The organism is Desulfurococcaceae archaeon MEX13E-LK6-19, assembly GCA_029637525.1.
GTDB lineage: Archaea > Thermoproteota > Thermoprotei_A > Sulfolobales > Desulfurococcaceae > MEX13ELK6-19.
On the sequence record CP072660.1, the window covers coordinates 788,711 to 806,536 of the forward strand.

Sequence of the window (17,826 nt, forward strand, 5' to 3'; positions counted from 1 at the left end):
AAAACTATAGAGAACAATATTCTTAGGGAACTATCTTGGATGGCAGCACTAGGGGTGAAGCAGGCATACAGGTTGTAGATATAGAGAGAATGCTCTCCGAGATTTCGCAGGAAATAGCTAACACGAGAAATAGAATACGTGAACTAAAAAATGAACGTGCGATTCTAATAGCAGAACTCAGGGAGCTCAGAAATGAAAGAAGAAAACTAATTGATGAAGTCAGGAATATTTCTAATGAATACAGGAACATAAAAGAAAAAAGAGCAGGTCTTGTTGAAGAAATAAGAAAACTACGTGCAGAACGTCGTGAGAAAATTAGTAGAATCAAGGAGATAGTTAACCAGATTTCAATGAAGAGAAAAGCATTAGAAGAAATGGGTAAAAACGCCAGATTATCCATTACGGCAATAAGGAGAGAAATAGAAAGGCTTGAATGGATACAGCAGACGAGAGTCCTCACTCTAGAGGAAGAAAATAGAATTATCAAGGAAATTGCTAGACTTGAAGAAATGCTTGAGAAAGCAATGAAGATCAAGGATGAGAAGAAGACTATAACTGAGCTTAGAGCAGAACTTCTAAGGCTCCGTGTTGAAGTTTCTGAATTAAACAAGAAAATTAATGAAATAAGCCAGAAAATATCTAGTATTGATGAGAAAAGAGGATTGTTGCGGCAAAAGATATCAGAGCTAAGAAGTAAAATAGACGAGCTCACACAGGAAATCAATGATAGGCAAGAAAGATTAACGAACATTATTGAGGAGATCAAGGAGCTTACTAACAAGCTTAGCGAGCTTAGAAACAAGTATGCTGAACTACAGAAAGAACTTGAGAAACAGAGAATTAGTGTGATTCTAAGCGAGAAGAAGAAACGTGTTGAAGAGAAGCTCAAGCGTGGCGAAAAGAGGCTTACTCTCGAAGAGCTCAAGATACTTTATGGTGATGTAGAAGATTTTGTTGAGGAACAGTAGAAAACGTTGTTATTTACCAAATCTTCTTTCTCTATGCTGGAATGACCTTATTGCTCTCCAGAAATCAATCTTTCTAAACTCGGGCCAATATGCTTCACAGAAGTATAGTTCTGAGTAAGCAAGTTGCCATAACAGGAAATTACTTATTCTAACCTCGCCTGAAGTCCTTATTACCAGGTCCGGGTCTGGGAGATTATTTGTGTAAAGATATTTCCTAAACATTTCCTCGTTTATATCTTCAGGGCTGATATGTCCTTTCTTTACATCCTCGGCGATCTTCTTTACTGCATCTATTATTTCTTGTCGGCCACCATAACATAGTGCTATATTAAGAACTCTTTCGTTGTTTTTCGCGGTTGCATCTTCGACTTTCTTTGCTAGTGCTCTAATCTCCTCTGGAACTAGATCCAGGTTTCCAATAACACGTACTCTTACTTTGTATTCCCATATATCCTTGTTAGTCAAAAGCTCTTCTAGACCTTTTTTCGCTAATTCAAACAAATGTTGCCTTTCTGCTGGTGGTCTTTTAGTACAGTTCTCTGTAGACATCGCATATACTGTTGCTGCTTTTATTCCCAGCTCCCATATCCAATGTAGTACTTCTTTTATTCTACGGTAGCCTTCTTCATGTCCTTTCCATGCTTCTAAATTATACATGCGAGCCCATCGTCTGTTGCCATCTGGTATTATACCTACATGAACAGGGAAAGGACCGTTTCTTATTTGCAGCCATAGCCATTTCTCGTATACTCTATAAACTGGCTTTAGGACAAGTCTTATGAACCTATATACTTTCCTGTAAATAATTCTTCTTGCGTTGACCATAATTTAATCCCTTAAATTAGAAGACACTTGTTTTACTCTATTTTTATCAAACCTCGATGCTCCTATATATTTGTGAGCTTTTACATCAATAAATAGCGTGGAGGCGTTGAGAACTTGAAGGCAGTACTGACATCTACTAATAAAGCAAAAATACTCGGCGCTGCCAAGGCCTTAAAACTTCTTGGTGTAAAAGACATCACTTCTGTTCCCGTGAGCACAGGAATAGAACAACCTTTATCGTTTGAGCAAACGCTTTCAGCAGCTATCAAAAGAATAGAGAACGTTATAAATCGTGTTAATGCCGATTATTATGTTTCTATAGAAGGAGGTATAATCCATGATATAGGGTATCTTATTGAGGGGCAAATCGCGATAATTGTTGATAAACAAGGAAAAGCATCTGTAGGGTTCAGCAGTTTATTTCCATTGCCTATCTCCTTTAAAGAGAAATTATCTGGTGGGAAGACTCTAGAAGAAGCTATGTATGAAGTAACAGGTATCAAGAGAATTGGAGAGAAATATGGGGCCATAGGATATCTGACACAAGGTTTTATAACAAGAGTTGAGCTAAGTTATCAAGCTGTGCTTACAGCTATTCTACCATTCCTTAATACTCATTTGTATAAAGAACTGATCGATATAAATTATTTGAAGAAAATATTAAAAACTAGGTTAGATACCCAATAATATCCAGCATAAATAGAGGGGGTCGTGGGGTTGTCCTACTATCAAGGCAATGACTTGAAGAAACCAAGTGGTGGAAAAAAGAGAAGACATAGGATGAAACGAAAATACGAACTAGGTAGGCCGCCAACAGAAACCAAGGTTGCTCCAGTCGATGAAAGAGTATTGATCAGGGTTAGAGGAGGTAACTACAAAGTTAGGTTAAAGAAAGCAGCCTACGCAAATGTATACATCCCTTCTGAGAAGAAGTTCCAGAAAGTCAAGATAATAGGCGTTGTCGAAACACCAGCTAATACTGAGTACGCGAGAAGAGGAATAATAGTTAAAGGAGCCATCATAAGGACTGAAATAGGGCTAGCTAAAGTAGTATCAAGACCTGGTCAGGATGGTGTAATAAACGCTGTTCTCATAGGTCAATAAAAGCGATTTTATCTTAAACAGAATTTGCTCTCTAAATTCTTTAATTCTTGAAGATAAGAATAATTTTATTGTGAAGGGCTGAATCTTGAGCAGGGATTACCGGGAAAAAAGAGTAGTTGTATGGCCAGCATACATAGATGCTACTATGTCGAGAAAAATGGGTAGACGAGTACCTCGCTCGATAGCGGTACCTAACCCTACAGTAGAAGAAATTGTTGAAGCAGCTTCACAGCTTGGGTTAAACCCTGTTGTTGAAGACTCTCCATACCCTAGGGCTTGGTGGAAGTATAAACAACGTGTTGTAGTTGATAAAATAGGTTCAAAGCAACAAGTTTTGAGGAAGATTGCTGAAAAAATAAAAGAGATAAGGCGTGAGAAAAGATGAAAACTTTTCTGCCCTATTACAATAATACGCGTTGTAATACAAGCGTAATACCAATAGATCTTTTAATAATTGATTAAAGTATTACTAGCGGTAGTACACGTGCACCAGTGGGTTCAAGAGGTAGATACCTTAAGTAGTATGTCTAACCATTGGTAATACTGATGAAGGCCCCCCTTGTAAGGTGCTAAGTAATGAGGAGGCTCGGTGAGCTGCTACACGCAACAAAAGATGGATTGCTAGTAGTAAAATCAGCACTCAAAGACCCAAGGAAACTTGTGGGTTCCATAGTGTATGATAGAGATATGAAGAGAATTGGACGTATAGTCGACGTAATTGGGCGTACTGACTCACCATACGTTATTGTAAAGCCAGAATCCAAGGATATCATTGCTGTTATAGAGCCTGGTCCAGTATACTATTTCGTTGAAAGAAAGAAGCGAAGGTTTGGTGAAAAGAAGAAGAAACCGAGTAAGAAACGGGGGGCCGGAGGGAGGAGGCGTAGGGAAACAAAATAATGACTTATGGTGATGTATTTGGTTTACGAGCATGGAGAAAATCTTGTATGTCCTGTTTGTAACTCTAGAAACATAATATTTGACCCTATGAGAGGAGAGTATGTCTGTGGACACTGTGGTACGGTTGTCAGCGATAAAATAGTTGATGTAGGAAGAGAATGGCGTATATTCCAGTTCTCTGATGTAAATAGTAAATCTAGAACGGGAAGATCGTTAACCAACGCTATTCATGACAAAGGGCTGACAACAACATTCTCTGTGGGCGGTAAAGGAGTATCTAAGACAATGAGGAAGAAACTAAGAGAGATGAAGAGAATACAAACGAAAATGAGGATTAGCAAAAAGGAGAAACATATTGTTACAGGTTTAAAGTACCTTAATGAGTTTGTCACAAAACTTGAGCTACCTAATTATGTACGTGAACATGCTGCCATGATTCTACAGAAAGCTCTTGAAGAAATAAATGCAAAAGAGAAGACAATAAAAGCCATGGCTGCTGCAGCAATACTTTTAGCATCAAAAGCACATGGGTTACCTAAAACCCTTAGGCTTATAGCGAAAGAGCTTGGGATGACTGAGAAGGAGATATGGCATGCAGAAAAGAGGATAATTAGTGCTGTAAAGAGGATTAATGTAAAGATGCCTGACCCTAAGGGATTCATACCCTATCTTGTTAGCACACTAAAATTGTCGGCGAAAGTACAGTACCTAGCAGCGTATCTAACCTATCTTGCAAAGAAGAAAGAACTCGCAAGCGGCAGGGGGCCTATTGGACTTGCAGCAGCTTCAGTGTATGTTGCATCAATTCTTCTTGACGAAAAGAGAACTCAACAAGAAGTAGCTTCAGCATGTAATATAACAGATGTTACGATAAGAAACCGTTACAGTGACATCATAGAGAATTTTGATATCGAAGTCAGACTCTAAATAAATTCTTTGGCTTGTAAATCGCGTACATGAGAAAAGGTGTTGTATGAATATTTTTTAAGTGGCGGTTTAAACGTCAGGGCTCTTTTTACAAAAACTCCCCCACAAAAATATGTAAACGAACTGATTAATAAAGAGTGTTGAGTAAGATTAAATTTCTTCCACACTAATAGTTTAACTGGTATGTCAAGAGATTGATGATGAGTGAATGACTAGAAGCGAGGGGTTGATGCTAGGGCCTTGGTTGAAGAAGCACTACTATTTGAGGAACTCAGCGATATAGAGCGAAAGGCATACGAGCTAATACTAAAGCATGGCAAAAAAGGAATTTATCAGAATGATTTATGGAAGCAGCTTGGAATTAATAGTAGAGAAGCATCAAGAATTGTAAACAAGCTCTTAAAAAAAGGTCTTATAACAAGGAAGCCAGCCATTAATAGAGGCCGTAAGACATACTTGCTTATACCAATTACTGAGAGAAGAAAACGTGTTGTAAAGATTAAGAAGGAGAAACTGGAGACAAAAATTGATGTAGATCCGTTTCTTGATATACCGTGTATGCGTTGTCCTTACATAAATAAGTGTTATAGTGGAGGATTTTATGATCCAATAAAATGTCCGTTTATGGACGAGTGGTTGATGAACGAGATATCCTTGATGGAGAAGAAACGTTAGAACTCGTGTTCTATAAGTCTAATTAAATCTTCGTGGGGCATATCTGTTTTCACTCCACGTGGATCGAAGTGAGTTCTGAAAGCATTGTATCCTTTTTCTCTGATCTTCTCTATGAACAAACTTATTGGGGGTTGATTCTTTTTCAACAGCCCAAATAGTTTATCATACCTGTAATACACCTTGTTTACAGTATATTCGTTATAGAGGTTTTTCAAGAAATCCAAGGTTTTCTTCAGGTAATCGTATTCTTGTGTTGAAACCAATTTTTCTGTTGTTGCAATAGCTTTTTCCAGGAACTCTTTACTTGCCAGCTCTCCGATCCATAATGGTCCTATGAGTACATATCCTTGTTTGACGTGTTCTTGTAATTCATCTTGTTTAATTAGTTTCCTTTCTAGAGTATTGCTGTTGTATGCAATGTATCCTATTTGCGAGAGAACTTCATCAGCTTTCTTGGCAGACTTATATGCTTTGAAGTAGACTCTATAATAGTAATCATGGTAGTAGGACAGAACAACTTCAAGCCCTACATCATGTGATGCTGCTCTACGGATAATAGAGCCTATTAGTATTCTTAGCCCCATTTCCTTGGAGAAATCTGCTTTTATACAATATGCCCCATATCTTCTCAGACATACATTTGAATGACTACAGTTTAGAGGACCTGTGTCTGTTGCTGTGAAAGCTAGGTATCCTCCACGACTTATAGCGTAAATGCTTGAGTCAACAAAAGGGATAGGCGTCCCATATGGGTCTATATCGATGTAATCTATTACAACACCTTCTGCCCGAAGAGTGTTCAGGAGAATATTTGCTTCGTTATTGTATGCAATGAGTTTTTCATCGATGTTATTGAGTTCTATATTTCTCCTTATGTAGTAGAAAGACGCTGGATCTATATCGTTTGCTATGCCGTTGCCATTTGACTCTAAAACGTACCTGATACTCCTTACTCCGCTGCCAGCTAATGGTTCCACGAAAAAGAATTCCCTGTTAAACACAGTCCTGGTAAACACTACTGCCACATCTCTATTGAAGATAGCTCTTGGATTATAGAATATTGGCGCCCAGGCAGGCTCGTATACACCATCAGGTCTTTTGAAGAGATCAGGTTTTGGGATTATTATTTTTGCCTTGCCTTCAGTTATTATTGTTTCCCATGAGTGTATCTTCATTCCGGCTAATCCCCTTGTGAATAGAATTTCTTGACTTCATTAAGGAAATAGGGTGGTATTTCTATTCCAAGAGCATCTCTGTTACTGAGCTCAACAACTATCCTTTTTGTCTTCTCAAGTAAGCCAAGTATATCGGGGTCATTGAGTCTGTAATGTACGACTAAGACAAATGGCTTGGTTGACTTGAGAACAAATTCTATGAGATCTTTTTTGAAACCAGGTAACTTAAGCTCCATTGGACCGACTTCATCAATACCGATAACGTCTGCTACTTTTATTCCTTCAATAGCTTTGCGCCAAACACTAAGAGCTTCGTCGACGACAAGTCCGTATCTACCAATTCTTATTGGTGAAATATAGTTTTTCTTAGCAAGCCATCCTTCTACTCCACTATACAAATCAACGATTCTGAACCCTACTCTAACACCTCTCGACCTTACCTCGGGTGCGATAATACCTCCTATTTTGAACCCGTTTTCACGTAGTGTGTTTATTATCTTGTTAAACAACGTGGTTTTGCCAATGCCGGGTCTTCCAGTGATTACTAGTCTTGGAGGCTCCAATTTATGCACCTAAGTGGAATGATTTTGAGAGAGGATAAAATTGCCTTTCTTCTCGAACAAAAGAAATGTAATATGTACGTTATGACTTGATTATGTTTTCTATATCATCTTCTTTCTCTAAAACAATTTCCTTTGATTCAGTAAGCGACACGATCTTCTCGGCTTCGTTTATTTTTTGCTTAAACTTCTTGTCGCTAATGAAGTGTTTTACTATTATAGCGATGGTCTCTCTTCCTTTGCGTGCAAGAAGATCTATTGGCGTCCTCTTTAAGTGTATTACTTTGAAGCCTTTTTTCTCCAGTTTATCCATGGCTTCTTTTTCTACGTGAGTATCGGGGTTTTTGAGGTCTTTATTCTCGGGAATGGTTGATGGGGGCTCGAGTATGTTTATTTCATCTAGAACATCGTAGCCAAGGATTTCAGCTATTTTTATAGCTTTATCGATGGAGAGATCCATTGTACCTCTTTCATACTCGTAAATAGCTTTTCTTGATACACCCGTTAATCTTGCTAATTCTCCAAGACTTAACCCTAGTTCTCTTCTTCGTTCTCTAAATTTCTCTCTATTGATTTTCACCAGGAATATTCCTCTGGTATTGTATACGTAAATTCTCTCGCCCCGGCATAGCACTGACTCTAGTGTCTCCACGTTGACTGCGTGTATGCCATGTTTTTCGTAAGCAACAGATTCCTCGATCGCGTATCCGTAGACATACCTACCAACTATAATTGGTGATGCACCGAGCAGGCTCGCTGACGCCTTTAGTTCCTCCACGTCTTTCCTTTCAATATAACCTATGTCAAGTACTACTCTCGCGAAAATTCTTCGTTCCCCTTTCCCTGACACAAGGTCTATTGCTCTATTCTGTGTACTTGGATACTCGATAATATCGACTCTCCCACCCATCCGCCTCAAAACAGAGTACACGTTATCCACTAGTTCCTGTACTTCTCCTGATATCGCTCTACGGGGCATTACTCTCCTAGGCCCCGTGATAGAAATAAGTTTAAAGAACTTAATATTCCTTGTTGATTAGGGAAAAAGTTTCTTTACTTCTTTCTATGGAATCTAGCGTAAACCATTGCGTGGTCTCTATCAAAGGGCTCTAGGTGTACCACGTCAACAATTTCGAATCCACGGTTTCTGAGTGTCTCGATCTCTTTCTTATATACCTCGCTGGGCTCTTTTGTTACGTCTATACTTCTAGCTTTTATTGCTAATAGTAAGTAGCCCCCATCCTTGAGGAAGTAGTCAGCATTATCTGCAACAAGACTTGCTTGCTCGGGTTGTGCTACATCAGCATAGATCCCGTCTACTAATTCTACTATGTGTCTGTATTCATGTGGTTTTCTCGCATCGCCTAGTATTGGGTAAATGTTCTTCCTAACCTCGGCTACTAGTACGAATTCTCTCATTACTCTTGGGGCAAACTCTATGCCGAAAACCTTGCCCTTCGGGCCAACAATGTCTGATACATGACTTGCTGTCGTACCAGTAGCGGCTCCAAGGTAGAGTATTCTATCACCTTCTTTTATAGGGAGTTCTTCAAGTCCCTTGAATAGTGCGGCCGCAAGCTTACTTCTATAAGCATTCCATTCTCTATACTCTTCGTTCTCCCATTTGTATAGCCTCTCACCATACACTCTGTGTCCTGGGACAAGATTCTTTGTTGCAAGCCTCACTGAACCGTCTTCAAGCTCTACTATGTAGACACCCTTATACTTCTCATGAGGTTTTATGGAGACCGGCTGGGACACTCTTCATCCACCTCCTATGTTTATTTTCTTCTACCCTTCTTACCTCTTCCTCTCCTCTTGCCACGTGGTCTTGGTCTCTCTCTTGGTCTCTCTTCTCTCTTCCGGGCTGGCGGCTTAGCGTATAGTTTCTTGATCTCCTCAATTCTCTTGTCTAGTTCTTCTCTAAGCTTGTCTCCAATAAACCTACCAGTGAAGAAATCAATCTTGGCTGCGATAGCGAGTTTTGCTGCTAGTGCCCTAGCGATTTTACCTCTCTGCCATCTAGGCGACCTGTGTATTGCAGGGAACTGGAATATTACGCCGTGTTTCGGTGGTTTACCGCCTGTTCTTAGAGCACGGAATAATGCTTTCTCGGCGCCAAGTACTTGTATTGTGCTTGCTGGTAGTCTTGCTAAGCTCTCAAGTCCTCCAGCTAGGCTCAGCAATCTTGCTCCAAGTAGTGGTCCTACTAGTGCTGTTATGTTGGGTGCTACCTCCTTCATTACGGCTTCGATGTAGTCTGCTAGTTCGCTCCTTAGTTTGTAGAGTTGATCGATTATCCTTGCGAGAGTCTGGATCTTGATTATGTCGAAGTCGCTTAGGTCGGCTCCAATACTCTTCTTGGCTGCTTCAGCTATTTTCTCGGCTTTAGCTTCGCTGAAGCCTAGTTTCACAAGGTTCTCCTTGGTTATATTGTCTCTATGCCCTAGTTCAGCAACAACTTTGACGTAGTCTGGGTGCTCCCTAATGAGGTCGTCTAGTTCTGGGAAGTGTAGGCTATACCATTCCCTTAGTCTAGCCACGAACAAGTTTATGGTCTTGTCTATATCATCGATAGCTCTTATGGCCTGTACTGCTAGCATGTCTCTTTTCTCAGCAGCTCTCCTAAGCTTCCTTCTAGTTAGCTCAAGGAGTGCTGTATGGAGGAACTCATGGTATTCTTCTTCAGATTTGACGAACTCGTATTCAAGAGCATAGTTCATTAGCTTGTCTCTAACGAGTAAAGCCATCTCATTGCCAGGCTTTATTTCAACTTCAAAACCAGCGGCAGAAGCATATTTTGCGTCGGTCTCGGTCTCAACGATAACTGTTTTGACGTTTGCTTCCTTTAGTTTCTCAAGTGTTTCTTTCAACTGCGGGGTTTCTTCACCCGACTCTATTTTCAATAGATACTCGACGTTTTCATCGAGGTCCTTGGGCGCTAATGAGTATGCAACAACTTTTCCTTCATCATCTAACGCAAAAACCCCTATTACGGTGTCAACTAGATATGCTTTCATCAGATCCCACCATACCCATTCTATACACTTGTTCAAAACAATATTTAAAGTGGGTTATATAAAAATGTGAGGTAATGAAGACGTTGATGTATATGAAACATTTAAAAACACCTTATACATTATCTTTGTTACGAGGGGTAGAAGTATGCCTTCCCACGGTTCACTGACAAAAGCTGGTAAGGTAAGAAGCCAGACACCAAAGATACCGCCTAAGCCCAAGAAGAACCTAGCGCCAAGGCTTAGGAACAGGAAAGAATACATTAGAAGAGTTATTCTGGCAGCTCAACAGCCACAAGCACGTGGTTTTAGAAGATAACAAAGTTTTCTCGGGTTCTGTCCATAAAGCCATTCTTAATGTTATTCGCTTTATGGATATATTAGATTGTTTTGTGTCTTCATAAGCAATTAAGTTAAATAGTCTCCAATAGATACATTTGGTATTGATTAGACCCTCCATTGGCGAGGATGATTATGTTTGTCTGAGGAGTTGTTTGGCTATACTGGTGTAGTTAAAGAGTTGCTTGAGAAAGCTGGTGCGAGAATAGGTGATCGTATCAGGGTTATCAGGGGAGATCGTGTTTTTGAAGGAATTCTAATGCCTCGTGAAAGACTTTATGGAGAGAAGCCAATACTCGTCATAAAACTTGATAACGGGTATAATGTTGGTATTCGTGTAAATGAAAAGACTGTAATCGAGATTATATCAAAGAAGAAATCTATAGCTCCTGTTACTGAAACCCGTGTCAAGCTTCGCGAGAACTTGCCTAAGGTTATAATGGTTAGTACTGGAGGAACCATTGTATCAAAAGTTGACTATGAAACAGGTGCCGTGAAGCCAGCTTTATCAACGGCAGAGCTTCTCGAATGGATACCTGAAATTGGTGACATCGCGTATATAGATATGGTTGAAGTTGCTAGGATCTTTAGTGAAGACATGACGCCTAGTATGTGGGGGTTTATCGCTGAAAAAGTCTACAAGTACATGATCGATGGGTATGATGGAGTTGTTATAGCGCATGGCACTGATACAATGGGATATACTGCTGCGGCATTGGCGTTTGCAATAAGAAACAAGAGAACACCAATAGTACTCGTGGGCTCACAGAGGAGTAGTGATAGACCTAGTACGGATTCAGCATTTAACCTCAAAGCGGCTTTCCTGACGGCTGCAAGGGCTCCTTTTGCTGAGTCAGTGGTAGTAATGCATGGTGAGACTGGAGATACTTATGCTCTAGCTCATCGTGGAACAAAAGTTAGGAAAATGCATACTAGTAGGCGTGATGCGTTTCAGTCAATAAACGATAAGCCTCTCGCAATAATATACCCTGATAAAATGGAGATCAAGATAATCAATAAGATTATTGAATATCGTGGCAAAGACAAAGAACCGATATTAATGAATAAATTTGATGATAAAGTTGTATTGTTAAAGACGTATCCTGGTATGGAGCCCGAGATCATAGACTTCTTTGTTGACAAAAAGTATCACGGAATAGTGCTTGAAGGTACTGGTCTTGGCCATACACCACAGAGACTCATCGACTCAATCAAGAGGGCGGTCGAGGAAGGAATACCTGTCGTAATGACTAGCCAGTGTCTCTTCGGCCGTATAAATATGCATGTCTACAGTACTGGAAGAAAACTATTGGCAGCAGGGGTCATACCTGGTTCTGATATGTTGCCTGAAACAGCTTATGTGAAACTCTCATGGATACTAGGGCAGACACGTGACTTAAACGAGGTTAGGAGGCTCATGCTAACCAATATCGCCGGCGAGATCAATGATAGACATACAGTTGATCTCTACCCGAGGTGGCCTCTATGAAGGAGGGTTCTCTTGATTACAAGCAATTAGGTCTAAAAGCTGGACTCGAGATCCATATACAGCTTGATACAAAGTATAAACTATTCTGTGACTGTCCAACAAAGCTGGTCGAGGAAGGCGATGAAGACGTATTTGTTAGGGAGTTAAGGCCTGCGAAAAGCGAGCTCGGCGAAGTCGATGTGGCTGCTATGCTTGAGTGGAAGAAAGAACGTAAGTACGAGTACCATGCCCCAAGAGAATCGTCTTGTCTAGTAGAAGCAGATGAGGAACCACCTCACGAGCTTAATAGAGAAGCTCTTGTTACGGCTCTTGCCGTTGCCAAGGCGCTTAACTCTATGATTGTTGATGAAGTCCATGTTATGAGGAAAATAGTTATTGATGGATCAAATACCACAGGTTTCCAGAGGACGTCAATCATAGCGTTAGGAGGCTACATAGAAGACGAAGAAGGTAGAGTCGGTATACAGACCATATGTCTAGAGGAAGATGCTGCACGTAAGCTATTTGAGGAGAAAGACAAGGTTGGCTACAAGCTCGATAGAATGGGCATACCATTGATAGAGATAGCCACAGCACCCGATCTAAGAACTCCTGAGCAGGCACAACGCGTGGCATTTAAGATAGGTCAGCTTGTCAGGCTTACTGGTAAGGCGAAACGGGGATTAGGTACAATTAGGCAGGATCTCAACGTCTCAATAAAAGGTGGTGAGAAGATAGAAATCAAGGGTGTACAACACCTCTACCTTATATCTAAAGTCATAGAGTATGAAGCATTACGTCAAGTAAGACTGCTTGAAATAAAAGAGGAGCTTCTGAGAAGAGGGCTAAAACCTGATGATATAGAATTTAAGGTATATGATGTATCTGAGGTGTTTAAGAACACCAAGTCGAAGATCATACGGAGAATTCTTGGTAGGAAAGGCTATGGAGTCTACGCATTAGTGTTGCCCGGCTTCAAAGGAATTCTTGGACGAGAAGTACAACCAGGTAGAAGATTTGGTACGGAACTAGCGGATTATGCACGCGTCTGGGGCGGTGTAGGAGGGCTATTTCATACAGATGAGCTACCAGCATATGGTATCTCTAGTGAGGAGGTAGCAGAGCTTTATAGAGTACTTAATGCTGACCCCGAGAAGGACGCTATTGTTCTTGTTGCTGATAAGAAGGAGAAAGCATACAAGGCTCTAGAAGCTGTTGTTGATAGAGCTAAGTATGCATTCAAGGGAGTTCCCCCAGAGACTCGTGCCGCGAATCCTGATGGTACAACAAGATACATGAGACCTAGACCAGGAGCAGCAAGAATGTATCCGGAGACAGATATACCTCCTGTAGAGATAACCGAGGAGCTATTAAGTGAAGCCGAGAAGCTTGTCCCTGAACCATTTGATAAGAAGCTTAAGAGATATGTTGAAGAATACGGTCTTAGTCATGAGCTTGCCAAGGCGTTACTCAACAATATAAGACTTGACTTATTCGAGAAACTTGTCGTAAAATATTCTGGTAAAATACAGCCAACAATAATTGCTGCAACAATAGAAAATACCTTGAAGAGCTTGAAGAGCGATGGTGTACCCGTTGAAAACATTAGTGATGAACATATTGAGGAAACGCTCGACCTGCTTGCAAGAGGAGTAATAGCTAAGGAGGCTATACCAGAAATACTAGCATACCTTGCCAAGAACCCTGATAGAAAAGCCGAGGAAGCAGTAAAGGAGCTAGGGTTCACAACTATATCACGTGAACAATTAGAGTCTATCGTAGATGAAGTAATTAAGCAAAACATTGCCGTTATAAAGGAGAAGAAAGAAAGAGCTTTCGGGACAATTATGGGCAGAGTTATGGCCAAAGTACGTGGTAAAGCCGATGGTAAACTTGTGGCATCGATAGTTAAAGAAAAAATCTCGAAAATATTGTCGACCGAAACAAAATGAGGAAAACAAAACAATTTTTCTAAACATGTCTAGACATGGGATGGTTAAGAACTAATCAGTTGTAAAAAGCTTATTTACTGAAAAATACAATCATAGATATCGGACGATGAGGAATACTCCCGACAATGAATGGTGATTAGAAGGCATTTGGCCGAGTCATCTGTTACTTATATCATTCTATATTGTGATGAAGCGCCCGGTACGACCTCGTGGGATGAGTGGGCAACGAGCGTGCTGATGAGAGTAACTATTTATTCTATTTGCTATTAATGTATATTTGTGAAAGATGAAGATTTTGGCCGCTGCTGAGCCCATGTTGGGACTGATTATAAGGCGGTGAAGAAAATGGTAGCCACTGAACTACTTAGTGGTATAGAGAAAATAGCTAGACTTCTTGGAGAAAAAGGATTCAATGTTAGTGTCCGTTCTATTAGAGAAAAGAACTTATTTAATGAAGTTACGGAGTTTGAACTTGTTAGAGCTGTATCAAAAGACATGGGTTTCGTCCTTTCTGTGAGAATAGGGAAGGCGTTAGAATCTAGGATACATGTCTATTACGCTAAGAGATCTGGTGACTTGGAAGACCTTGTTGATGAACTGGAGTCGCTAGGTTTTTCAGTAAGTGTTGATGATAAAGGAATTACTGCTTCCACTCAAACAAGTCTCGATGATGCTTATAGGATTGTTACCAGGTTAGTTGATGTACTTAAAACTTGATGTAAGATACTGCTTTATCAATCAATAACTGTATGTGGTGAAAGAAATACTTTGGAAAAGAAATCTGATGTCGATGCAGTTTTCATCGACTACCTAAATGAGTATCGTGATAAGAGTCTTGATGAGTTGGCGTCAATTCTAGGCATTTCAAGAGCAACTCTTTACAGAAGACTGGGACTGCTGAAGAAAAACGGATTAGTAAAGAAATACGGCATAAAAACATGGTGTATAGGCTATGGTGTCTCAATATGGTTTCTTTTACCGTTGGGCGTAGGTATAAACACCAACATTATGCTGAGCAACGGCATTCTTAGAGATACTATTGATTCAGTATATGTGACGTACTCGCCTTCAAGAACAATTATTGTCAAACACTTCTATCGTAATGAAGAAGAATGTATGCTAATAAACGAAGCTTATACAAAACTGTTGAGTGATTATTTTGAGCCTATTGAAAGTATATCTACAAACCACATAATAATCCCCAGACTATACTATGGCAGTAAAAAGGTATGTATTGAAGTAGGGAACTATAATTGCCCTAGGCTCGAATTTGATGGGATAGATACTATAATCGTTGATGGATTGATAAGAGGCATAGATACAATAAATGAGATATCTAATAGATACCATATCTCAGTGTCGACGGTAAGATATCATTACAGAGAACATGTTAAAAGAATCATCTACACGAAAGTGTATGTTTTACGTAAGCAAGTAAATGTAATAGGAGAGTTCGTTACAAACAACATCGAGTCTCTGCTAAAAATGCTCAATATATTATACGCCAATGGTACTATAGACTATATCGACAGTATATACTTGATAAATACGACAAATCCTGTGGTTGCATACGTTGAAATGCATGGCAATGTGATTAATTTGTTGAGAGATGTTGAGGAGTTATTCAATGTCGGACTAATCGATGATGCTAAGATATACAGTGTTTTTGGTAGGTCGTATTAATGATATTATATTGAGGTTTGGGCAATGAAAATAAAGTATTGTGATTTGAATATCGTTAGTTTAAGAAGTGGAGATGAAATAGTTGTAAACAATAGTGAAATAGACTCTGTACCAATACTTCCACAAATACTCCAGTTAACTAGATCTAAGTTATCTATAGAGAATGATGAGGTATCGTGTATTATAGGAGTTGGAGGAGTAAAATACTGTAAAGATGATGGTGTGAACACTGTTTACTCGAAAAAAGGTATTCTTACGTGTGCTTGGAAACCGTATATATCATTAGCTGAACTAGAGAATTTTTTAACTAAGCATGGTGTTCTAGAAGAAAAGAAGACATTAGCAATATTTAATCCATTATTCTCTAGCACATGTATTCCATATGACAATACATTATTTTGTATGGAAGCTTTCTCTGCTAGAAGACTAGAAACAGACATTACTGAGAAACAATTTAGCGAAATAGTTTTCACAAGTAATTGGCGACTACGTATAGATCGTGGAGAACTACTGCTTTCAAGCCCTATAGGGACCTTCTATAGAATTAATACTGGTTATATGAGCACTTTTTATGATGAAATCAATAACGTGTACATTATGAAAAGCGATAGTGTAGTCATTGCGGTAAACAATCGACACAATGTAATTTACGTAAATACTATGGATGACTTGACTCTTGAAGGTAATTTAAAGAGTTACCAATTAGCTTTCTTAAACCCATACTATGTCGCTACAATGTTTATTGACAATAATGTTCTCGTCAAAAGTAGTGTGGGATGGCTTCTTATCGAAGAGCCTCATGTTCTTGGTATTGTGAATCCTCGGAACAAGATTATCGAGATAGGTAAGAATATTGTTTTAGAGAAAGGAGAATATTTGCTCTTACCCATGGATGGAAAGAATTATGGTTTTGTACATAACTATTATTTATCCTCTTTAATTAATAGCAATAACTGTATCATACTGGAGAAGAATTTTGTTGCATATAACAAATACTTAATACGTATGTATCCTTCGAAAGCTCTTGTAGGCGATCTTGTGTTTGGTGAAGACGGGATAGTATTCACTATTTTTAATCCTCACGAAAACACCACGCTTATTGAGTATTATGCTGTATTTCCTTTTGAGAAAATAACTATACGTAATGCATGGTTTCCAGAGGGGTATGAGCCAGTCTATGTAAAACCTAATCTTGCTAGAATAACTTTAAGGCCATGGGAGGTAGCATTAGTAAGTATTGTGTTTAGGAAAATACCTATTAGAACACTTAAGTATATGTTGTTTATACGAGGTAGTATAGGTTGAATATCAAGAGTACAGGAGATTTTGTTGATAAGATAAGGTCTGTAGTTACGGATAGTAATGAAGTAATTAATACAATTGCTATGTTTGTGCAGAAGAACAGAGAATCAACGGGCTTTATTGAACGTAGGTTTGCCCAGGGAGTAATCTTAAGGAAAGGTTTTAAGAAACTCGTTGTAGTAGGCGATCTTCACGGAGACTTTAATTCTCTACTAAAGATACTTGATAGAGAAAAAGTTTTTGAGAAAATAAATGATATGCTTTTGGTCTTTCTAGGCGACTATATTGATAGAGGTTATATGCAGCTCGAAACGATACTAGGGGTATACTTACTTAAAGCAATGTATCCAGGTAACGTAGTCTTACTTAGAGGAAACCATGAGCCTCCACCTGACCTAGTACCTTATCCTCATGATTTCCCTGATGTATTGTTTACAAAATATGGTGGTGAATGGCGTAGAGTATACAAGTACTTTATGATGTCTTTCCAGAAACTACCATTGTTTGCAATACTTCCTGGCGAAATATTCTTTGTACATGGTGGTCCACCAAAAACTTTCCTTAAAGCAAGGACGTACTTAGAAGCACTAGGCTTAACGACTCCATTACCTGATGATATCATTATTGAAGAGATCCTTTGGAGTGATCCGCTGGAAGAGAAAAATGTTGACTACACACTGTCATATAGGGGAGCTGGTATATTGTATGGACGAAGAATTGTTGAAAAAGCACTTGAGTTAACAAACACAAAGGTTATCATGAGAGCTCATGAGCCAGTTATAGGAGGCTTCAAGATAGATCATGAGGGTAGTGTGTTAACTATTTTCACAAGTAAAGTATATGGATCAGGGCAAGTAGCGTATCTTGTGATAACAGGAGATAGTATTGACCAGAGTAGAATACCGTTTTACGTTAGAAGAATTTGAGTGAA

At 39.3% G+C, this 17,826-nt stretch carries 20 protein-coding genes; 14 read left to right on the top strand and 6 right to left on the bottom strand.

Annotation, left to right across the window (positions count from 1 at the left end; genetic code table 11):
* Nucleotides 1-89: 89 nt before the first annotated feature.
* Nucleotides 90-968: a hypothetical protein gene (locus J4526_04500; GenBank protein WFO76328.1), complete on the top strand. Its 879-nt coding sequence runs from the start codon at nucleotides 90-92 to the stop codon at nucleotides 966-968.
* Between the two features lie 9 nt (nucleotides 969-977).
* On the opposite strand, the gene uppS is transcribed toward J4526_04500, so the two are convergent.
* Nucleotides 978-1,793 carry a di-trans,poly-cis-decaprenylcistransferase gene (gene uppS / locus J4526_04505; protein WFO76100.1) on the bottom strand — a complete coding sequence of 272 codons (816 nt, stop codon included), beginning with the start codon at nucleotides 1,791-1,793 and terminating at the stop codon, nucleotides 978-980.
* Between the two features lie 114 nt (nucleotides 1,794-1,907).
* Here uppS and J4526_04510 point away from each other — a divergent pair, with 114 nt between their 5' ends.
* The 6 genes from J4526_04510 (at nucleotide 1,908) to J4526_04535 (ending at nucleotide 5,399) form a co-directional block, all read left to right on the top strand.
* Nucleotides 1,908-2,480, top strand: coding sequence for a DUF84 family protein (locus J4526_04510; GenBank protein ID WFO76101.1), 573 nt, complete (start codon nucleotides 1,908-1,910; stop codon nucleotides 2,478-2,480).
* 30 nt (nucleotides 2,481-2,510) lie between these two features.
* Nucleotides 2,511-2,897 carry a 30S ribosomal protein S8e gene (locus J4526_04515; protein ID WFO76102.1) on the top strand — a complete coding sequence of 129 codons (387 nt, stop codon included), beginning with the start codon at nucleotides 2,511-2,513 and terminating at the stop codon, nucleotides 2,895-2,897.
* A gap of 85 nt (nucleotides 2,898-2,982) precedes the next feature.
* The gene (locus tag J4526_04520; protein ID WFO76103.1) at nucleotides 2,983-3,282 is read left to right on the top strand and encodes a signal recognition particle protein Srp19; all 300 of its coding nucleotides are present in this window, start codon (nucleotides 2,983-2,985) and stop codon (nucleotides 3,280-3,282) included.
* Between the two features lie 191 nt (nucleotides 3,283-3,473).
* Nucleotides 3,474-3,797: an RNA-binding protein gene (locus J4526_04525; GenBank protein ID WFO76104.1), complete on the top strand. Its 324-nt coding sequence runs from the start codon at nucleotides 3,474-3,476 to the stop codon at nucleotides 3,795-3,797.
* Between the two features lie 18 nt (nucleotides 3,798-3,815).
* Nucleotides 3,816-4,724 (top strand): transcription initiation factor IIB family protein, encoded by a 909-nt coding sequence (locus tag J4526_04530; GenBank protein WFO76105.1) that lies wholly within the window; start codon nucleotides 3,816-3,818, stop codon nucleotides 4,722-4,724.
* A 279-nt stretch (nucleotides 4,725-5,003) separates the two neighbouring features.
* Nucleotides 5,004-5,399, top strand: coding sequence for a MarR family transcriptional regulator (locus J4526_04535; protein ID WFO76329.1), 396 nt, complete (start codon nucleotides 5,004-5,006; stop codon nucleotides 5,397-5,399).
* Here J4526_04535 and J4526_04540 read toward each other — a convergent pair.
* The 5 genes from J4526_04540 to J4526_04560 all read right to left on the bottom strand — a co-directional run bounded on the left by J4526_04540 (nucleotide 5,396) and on the right by J4526_04560 (nucleotide 10,154).
* Nucleotides 5,396-6,574, bottom strand: coding sequence for a tRNA (guanine(10)-N(2))-dimethyltransferase (locus tag J4526_04540; GenBank protein WFO76106.1), 1,179 nt, complete (start codon nucleotides 6,572-6,574; stop codon nucleotides 5,396-5,398). The genes J4526_04535 and J4526_04540 overlap by 4 nt on opposite strands.
* A gap of 5 nt (nucleotides 6,575-6,579) precedes the next feature.
* A complete protein-coding gene (locus tag J4526_04545; protein ID WFO76107.1) occupies nucleotides 6,580-7,137 on the bottom strand; it encodes a nucleoside-triphosphatase in 558 nt (185 codons plus the stop codon).
* A 79-nt stretch (nucleotides 7,138-7,216) separates the two neighbouring features.
* Entirely contained in the window at nucleotides 7,217-8,113 is an 897-nt protein-coding gene (locus J4526_04550) for a helix-turn-helix domain-containing protein (GenBank protein WFO76108.1), read from the bottom strand.
* Between the two features lie 74 nt (nucleotides 8,114-8,187).
* Nucleotides 8,188-8,895 carry a fibrillarin-like rRNA/tRNA 2'-O-methyltransferase gene (locus J4526_04555; protein ID WFO76109.1) on the bottom strand — a complete coding sequence of 236 codons (708 nt, stop codon included), beginning with the start codon at nucleotides 8,893-8,895 and terminating at the stop codon, nucleotides 8,188-8,190.
* 20 nt (nucleotides 8,896-8,915) lie between these two features.
* A complete protein-coding gene (locus J4526_04560) occupies nucleotides 8,916-10,154 on the bottom strand; it encodes a C/D box methylation guide ribonucleoprotein complex aNOP56 subunit (GenBank protein ID WFO76110.1) in 1,239 nt (412 codons plus the stop codon).
* A 145-nt stretch (nucleotides 10,155-10,299) separates the two neighbouring features.
* On the opposite strand from J4526_04560, the gene J4526_04565 reads away from it, so the two are divergent.
* From J4526_04565 to J4526_04595, 7 genes are all read left to right on the top strand, one after another.
* The gene (locus J4526_04565) at nucleotides 10,300-10,470 is read left to right on the top strand and encodes a 30S ribosomal protein S30e (GenBank protein WFO76111.1); all 171 of its coding nucleotides are present in this window, start codon (nucleotides 10,300-10,302) and stop codon (nucleotides 10,468-10,470) included.
* Between the two features lie 159 nt (nucleotides 10,471-10,629).
* Nucleotides 10,630-11,979, top strand: coding sequence for a Glu-tRNA(Gln) amidotransferase subunit GatD (gene gatD, locus J4526_04570; GenBank protein WFO76112.1), 1,350 nt, complete (start codon nucleotides 10,630-10,632; stop codon nucleotides 11,977-11,979).
* Nucleotides 11,976-13,910: a Glu-tRNA(Gln) amidotransferase subunit GatE gene (gene gatE / locus J4526_04575; GenBank protein WFO76113.1), complete on the top strand. Its 1,935-nt coding sequence runs from the start codon at nucleotides 11,976-11,978 to the stop codon at nucleotides 13,908-13,910. The genes gatD and gatE overlap by 4 nt, the downstream gene beginning before the upstream one ends.
* 345 nt (nucleotides 13,911-14,255) lie before the next feature.
* Nucleotides 14,256-14,627: a hypothetical protein gene (locus tag J4526_04580; protein WFO76114.1), complete on the top strand. Its 372-nt coding sequence runs from the start codon at nucleotides 14,256-14,258 to the stop codon at nucleotides 14,625-14,627.
* 51 nt (nucleotides 14,628-14,678) lie between these two features.
* Nucleotides 14,679-15,593, top strand: a complete 915-nt coding sequence (locus tag J4526_04585) for a winged helix-turn-helix transcriptional regulator (protein ID WFO76115.1) — start codon at nucleotides 14,679-14,681, stop codon at nucleotides 15,591-15,593.
* A 24-nt stretch (nucleotides 15,594-15,617) separates the two neighbouring features.
* Nucleotides 15,618-16,898, top strand: a complete 1,281-nt coding sequence (locus J4526_04590; GenBank protein WFO76116.1) for a hypothetical protein — start codon at nucleotides 15,618-15,620, stop codon at nucleotides 16,896-16,898.
* On the top strand, nucleotides 16,895-17,821 hold the full coding sequence (locus tag J4526_04595) for a serine/threonine protein phosphatase (protein ID WFO76117.1): 927 nt from the start codon (nucleotides 16,895-16,897) through the stop codon (nucleotides 17,819-17,821). Before J4526_04590 ends, J4526_04595 begins: the two co-directional genes overlap by 4 nt.
* The last annotated feature ends 5 nt before the right edge of the window (nucleotides 17,822-17,826 follow it).

Coding starts and splice junctions, on each gene's coding strand:
- J4526_04500 (WFO76328.1), top strand. CDS start 90: ATGCTCTCCGAGATTTCGCAGGAAATAGCTAACACGAGAAATAGAATA.
- uppS (WFO76100.1), bottom strand. CDS start 1,793: ATGGTCAACGCAAGAAGAATTATTTACAGGAAAGTATATAGGTTCATA.
- J4526_04525 (WFO76104.1), top strand. CDS start 3,474: ATGAGGAGGCTCGGTGAGCTGCTACACGCAACAAAAGATGGATTGCTA.
- J4526_04540 (WFO76106.1), bottom strand. CDS start 6,574: ATGAAGATACACTCATGGGAAACAATAATAACTGAAGGCAAGGCAAAA.
- J4526_04550 (WFO76108.1), bottom strand. CDS start 8,113: ATGCCCCGTAGAGCGATATCAGGAGAAGTACAGGAACTAGTGGATAAC.
- J4526_04560 (WFO76110.1), bottom strand. CDS start 10,154: ATGAAAGCATATCTAGTTGACACCGTAATAGGGGTTTTTGCGTTAGAT.
- J4526_04565 (WFO76111.1), top strand. CDS start 10,300: ATGCCTTCCCACGGTTCACTGACAAAAGCTGGTAAGGTAAGAAGCCAG.
- gatE (WFO76113.1), top strand. CDS start 11,976: ATGAAGGAGGGTTCTCTTGATTACAAGCAATTAGGTCTAAAAGCTGGA.
- J4526_04580 (WFO76114.1), top strand. CDS start 14,256: ATGGTAGCCACTGAACTACTTAGTGGTATAGAGAAAATAGCTAGACTT.
- J4526_04590 (WFO76116.1), top strand. CDS start 15,618: ATGAAAATAAAGTATTGTGATTTGAATATCGTTAGTTTAAGAAGTGGA.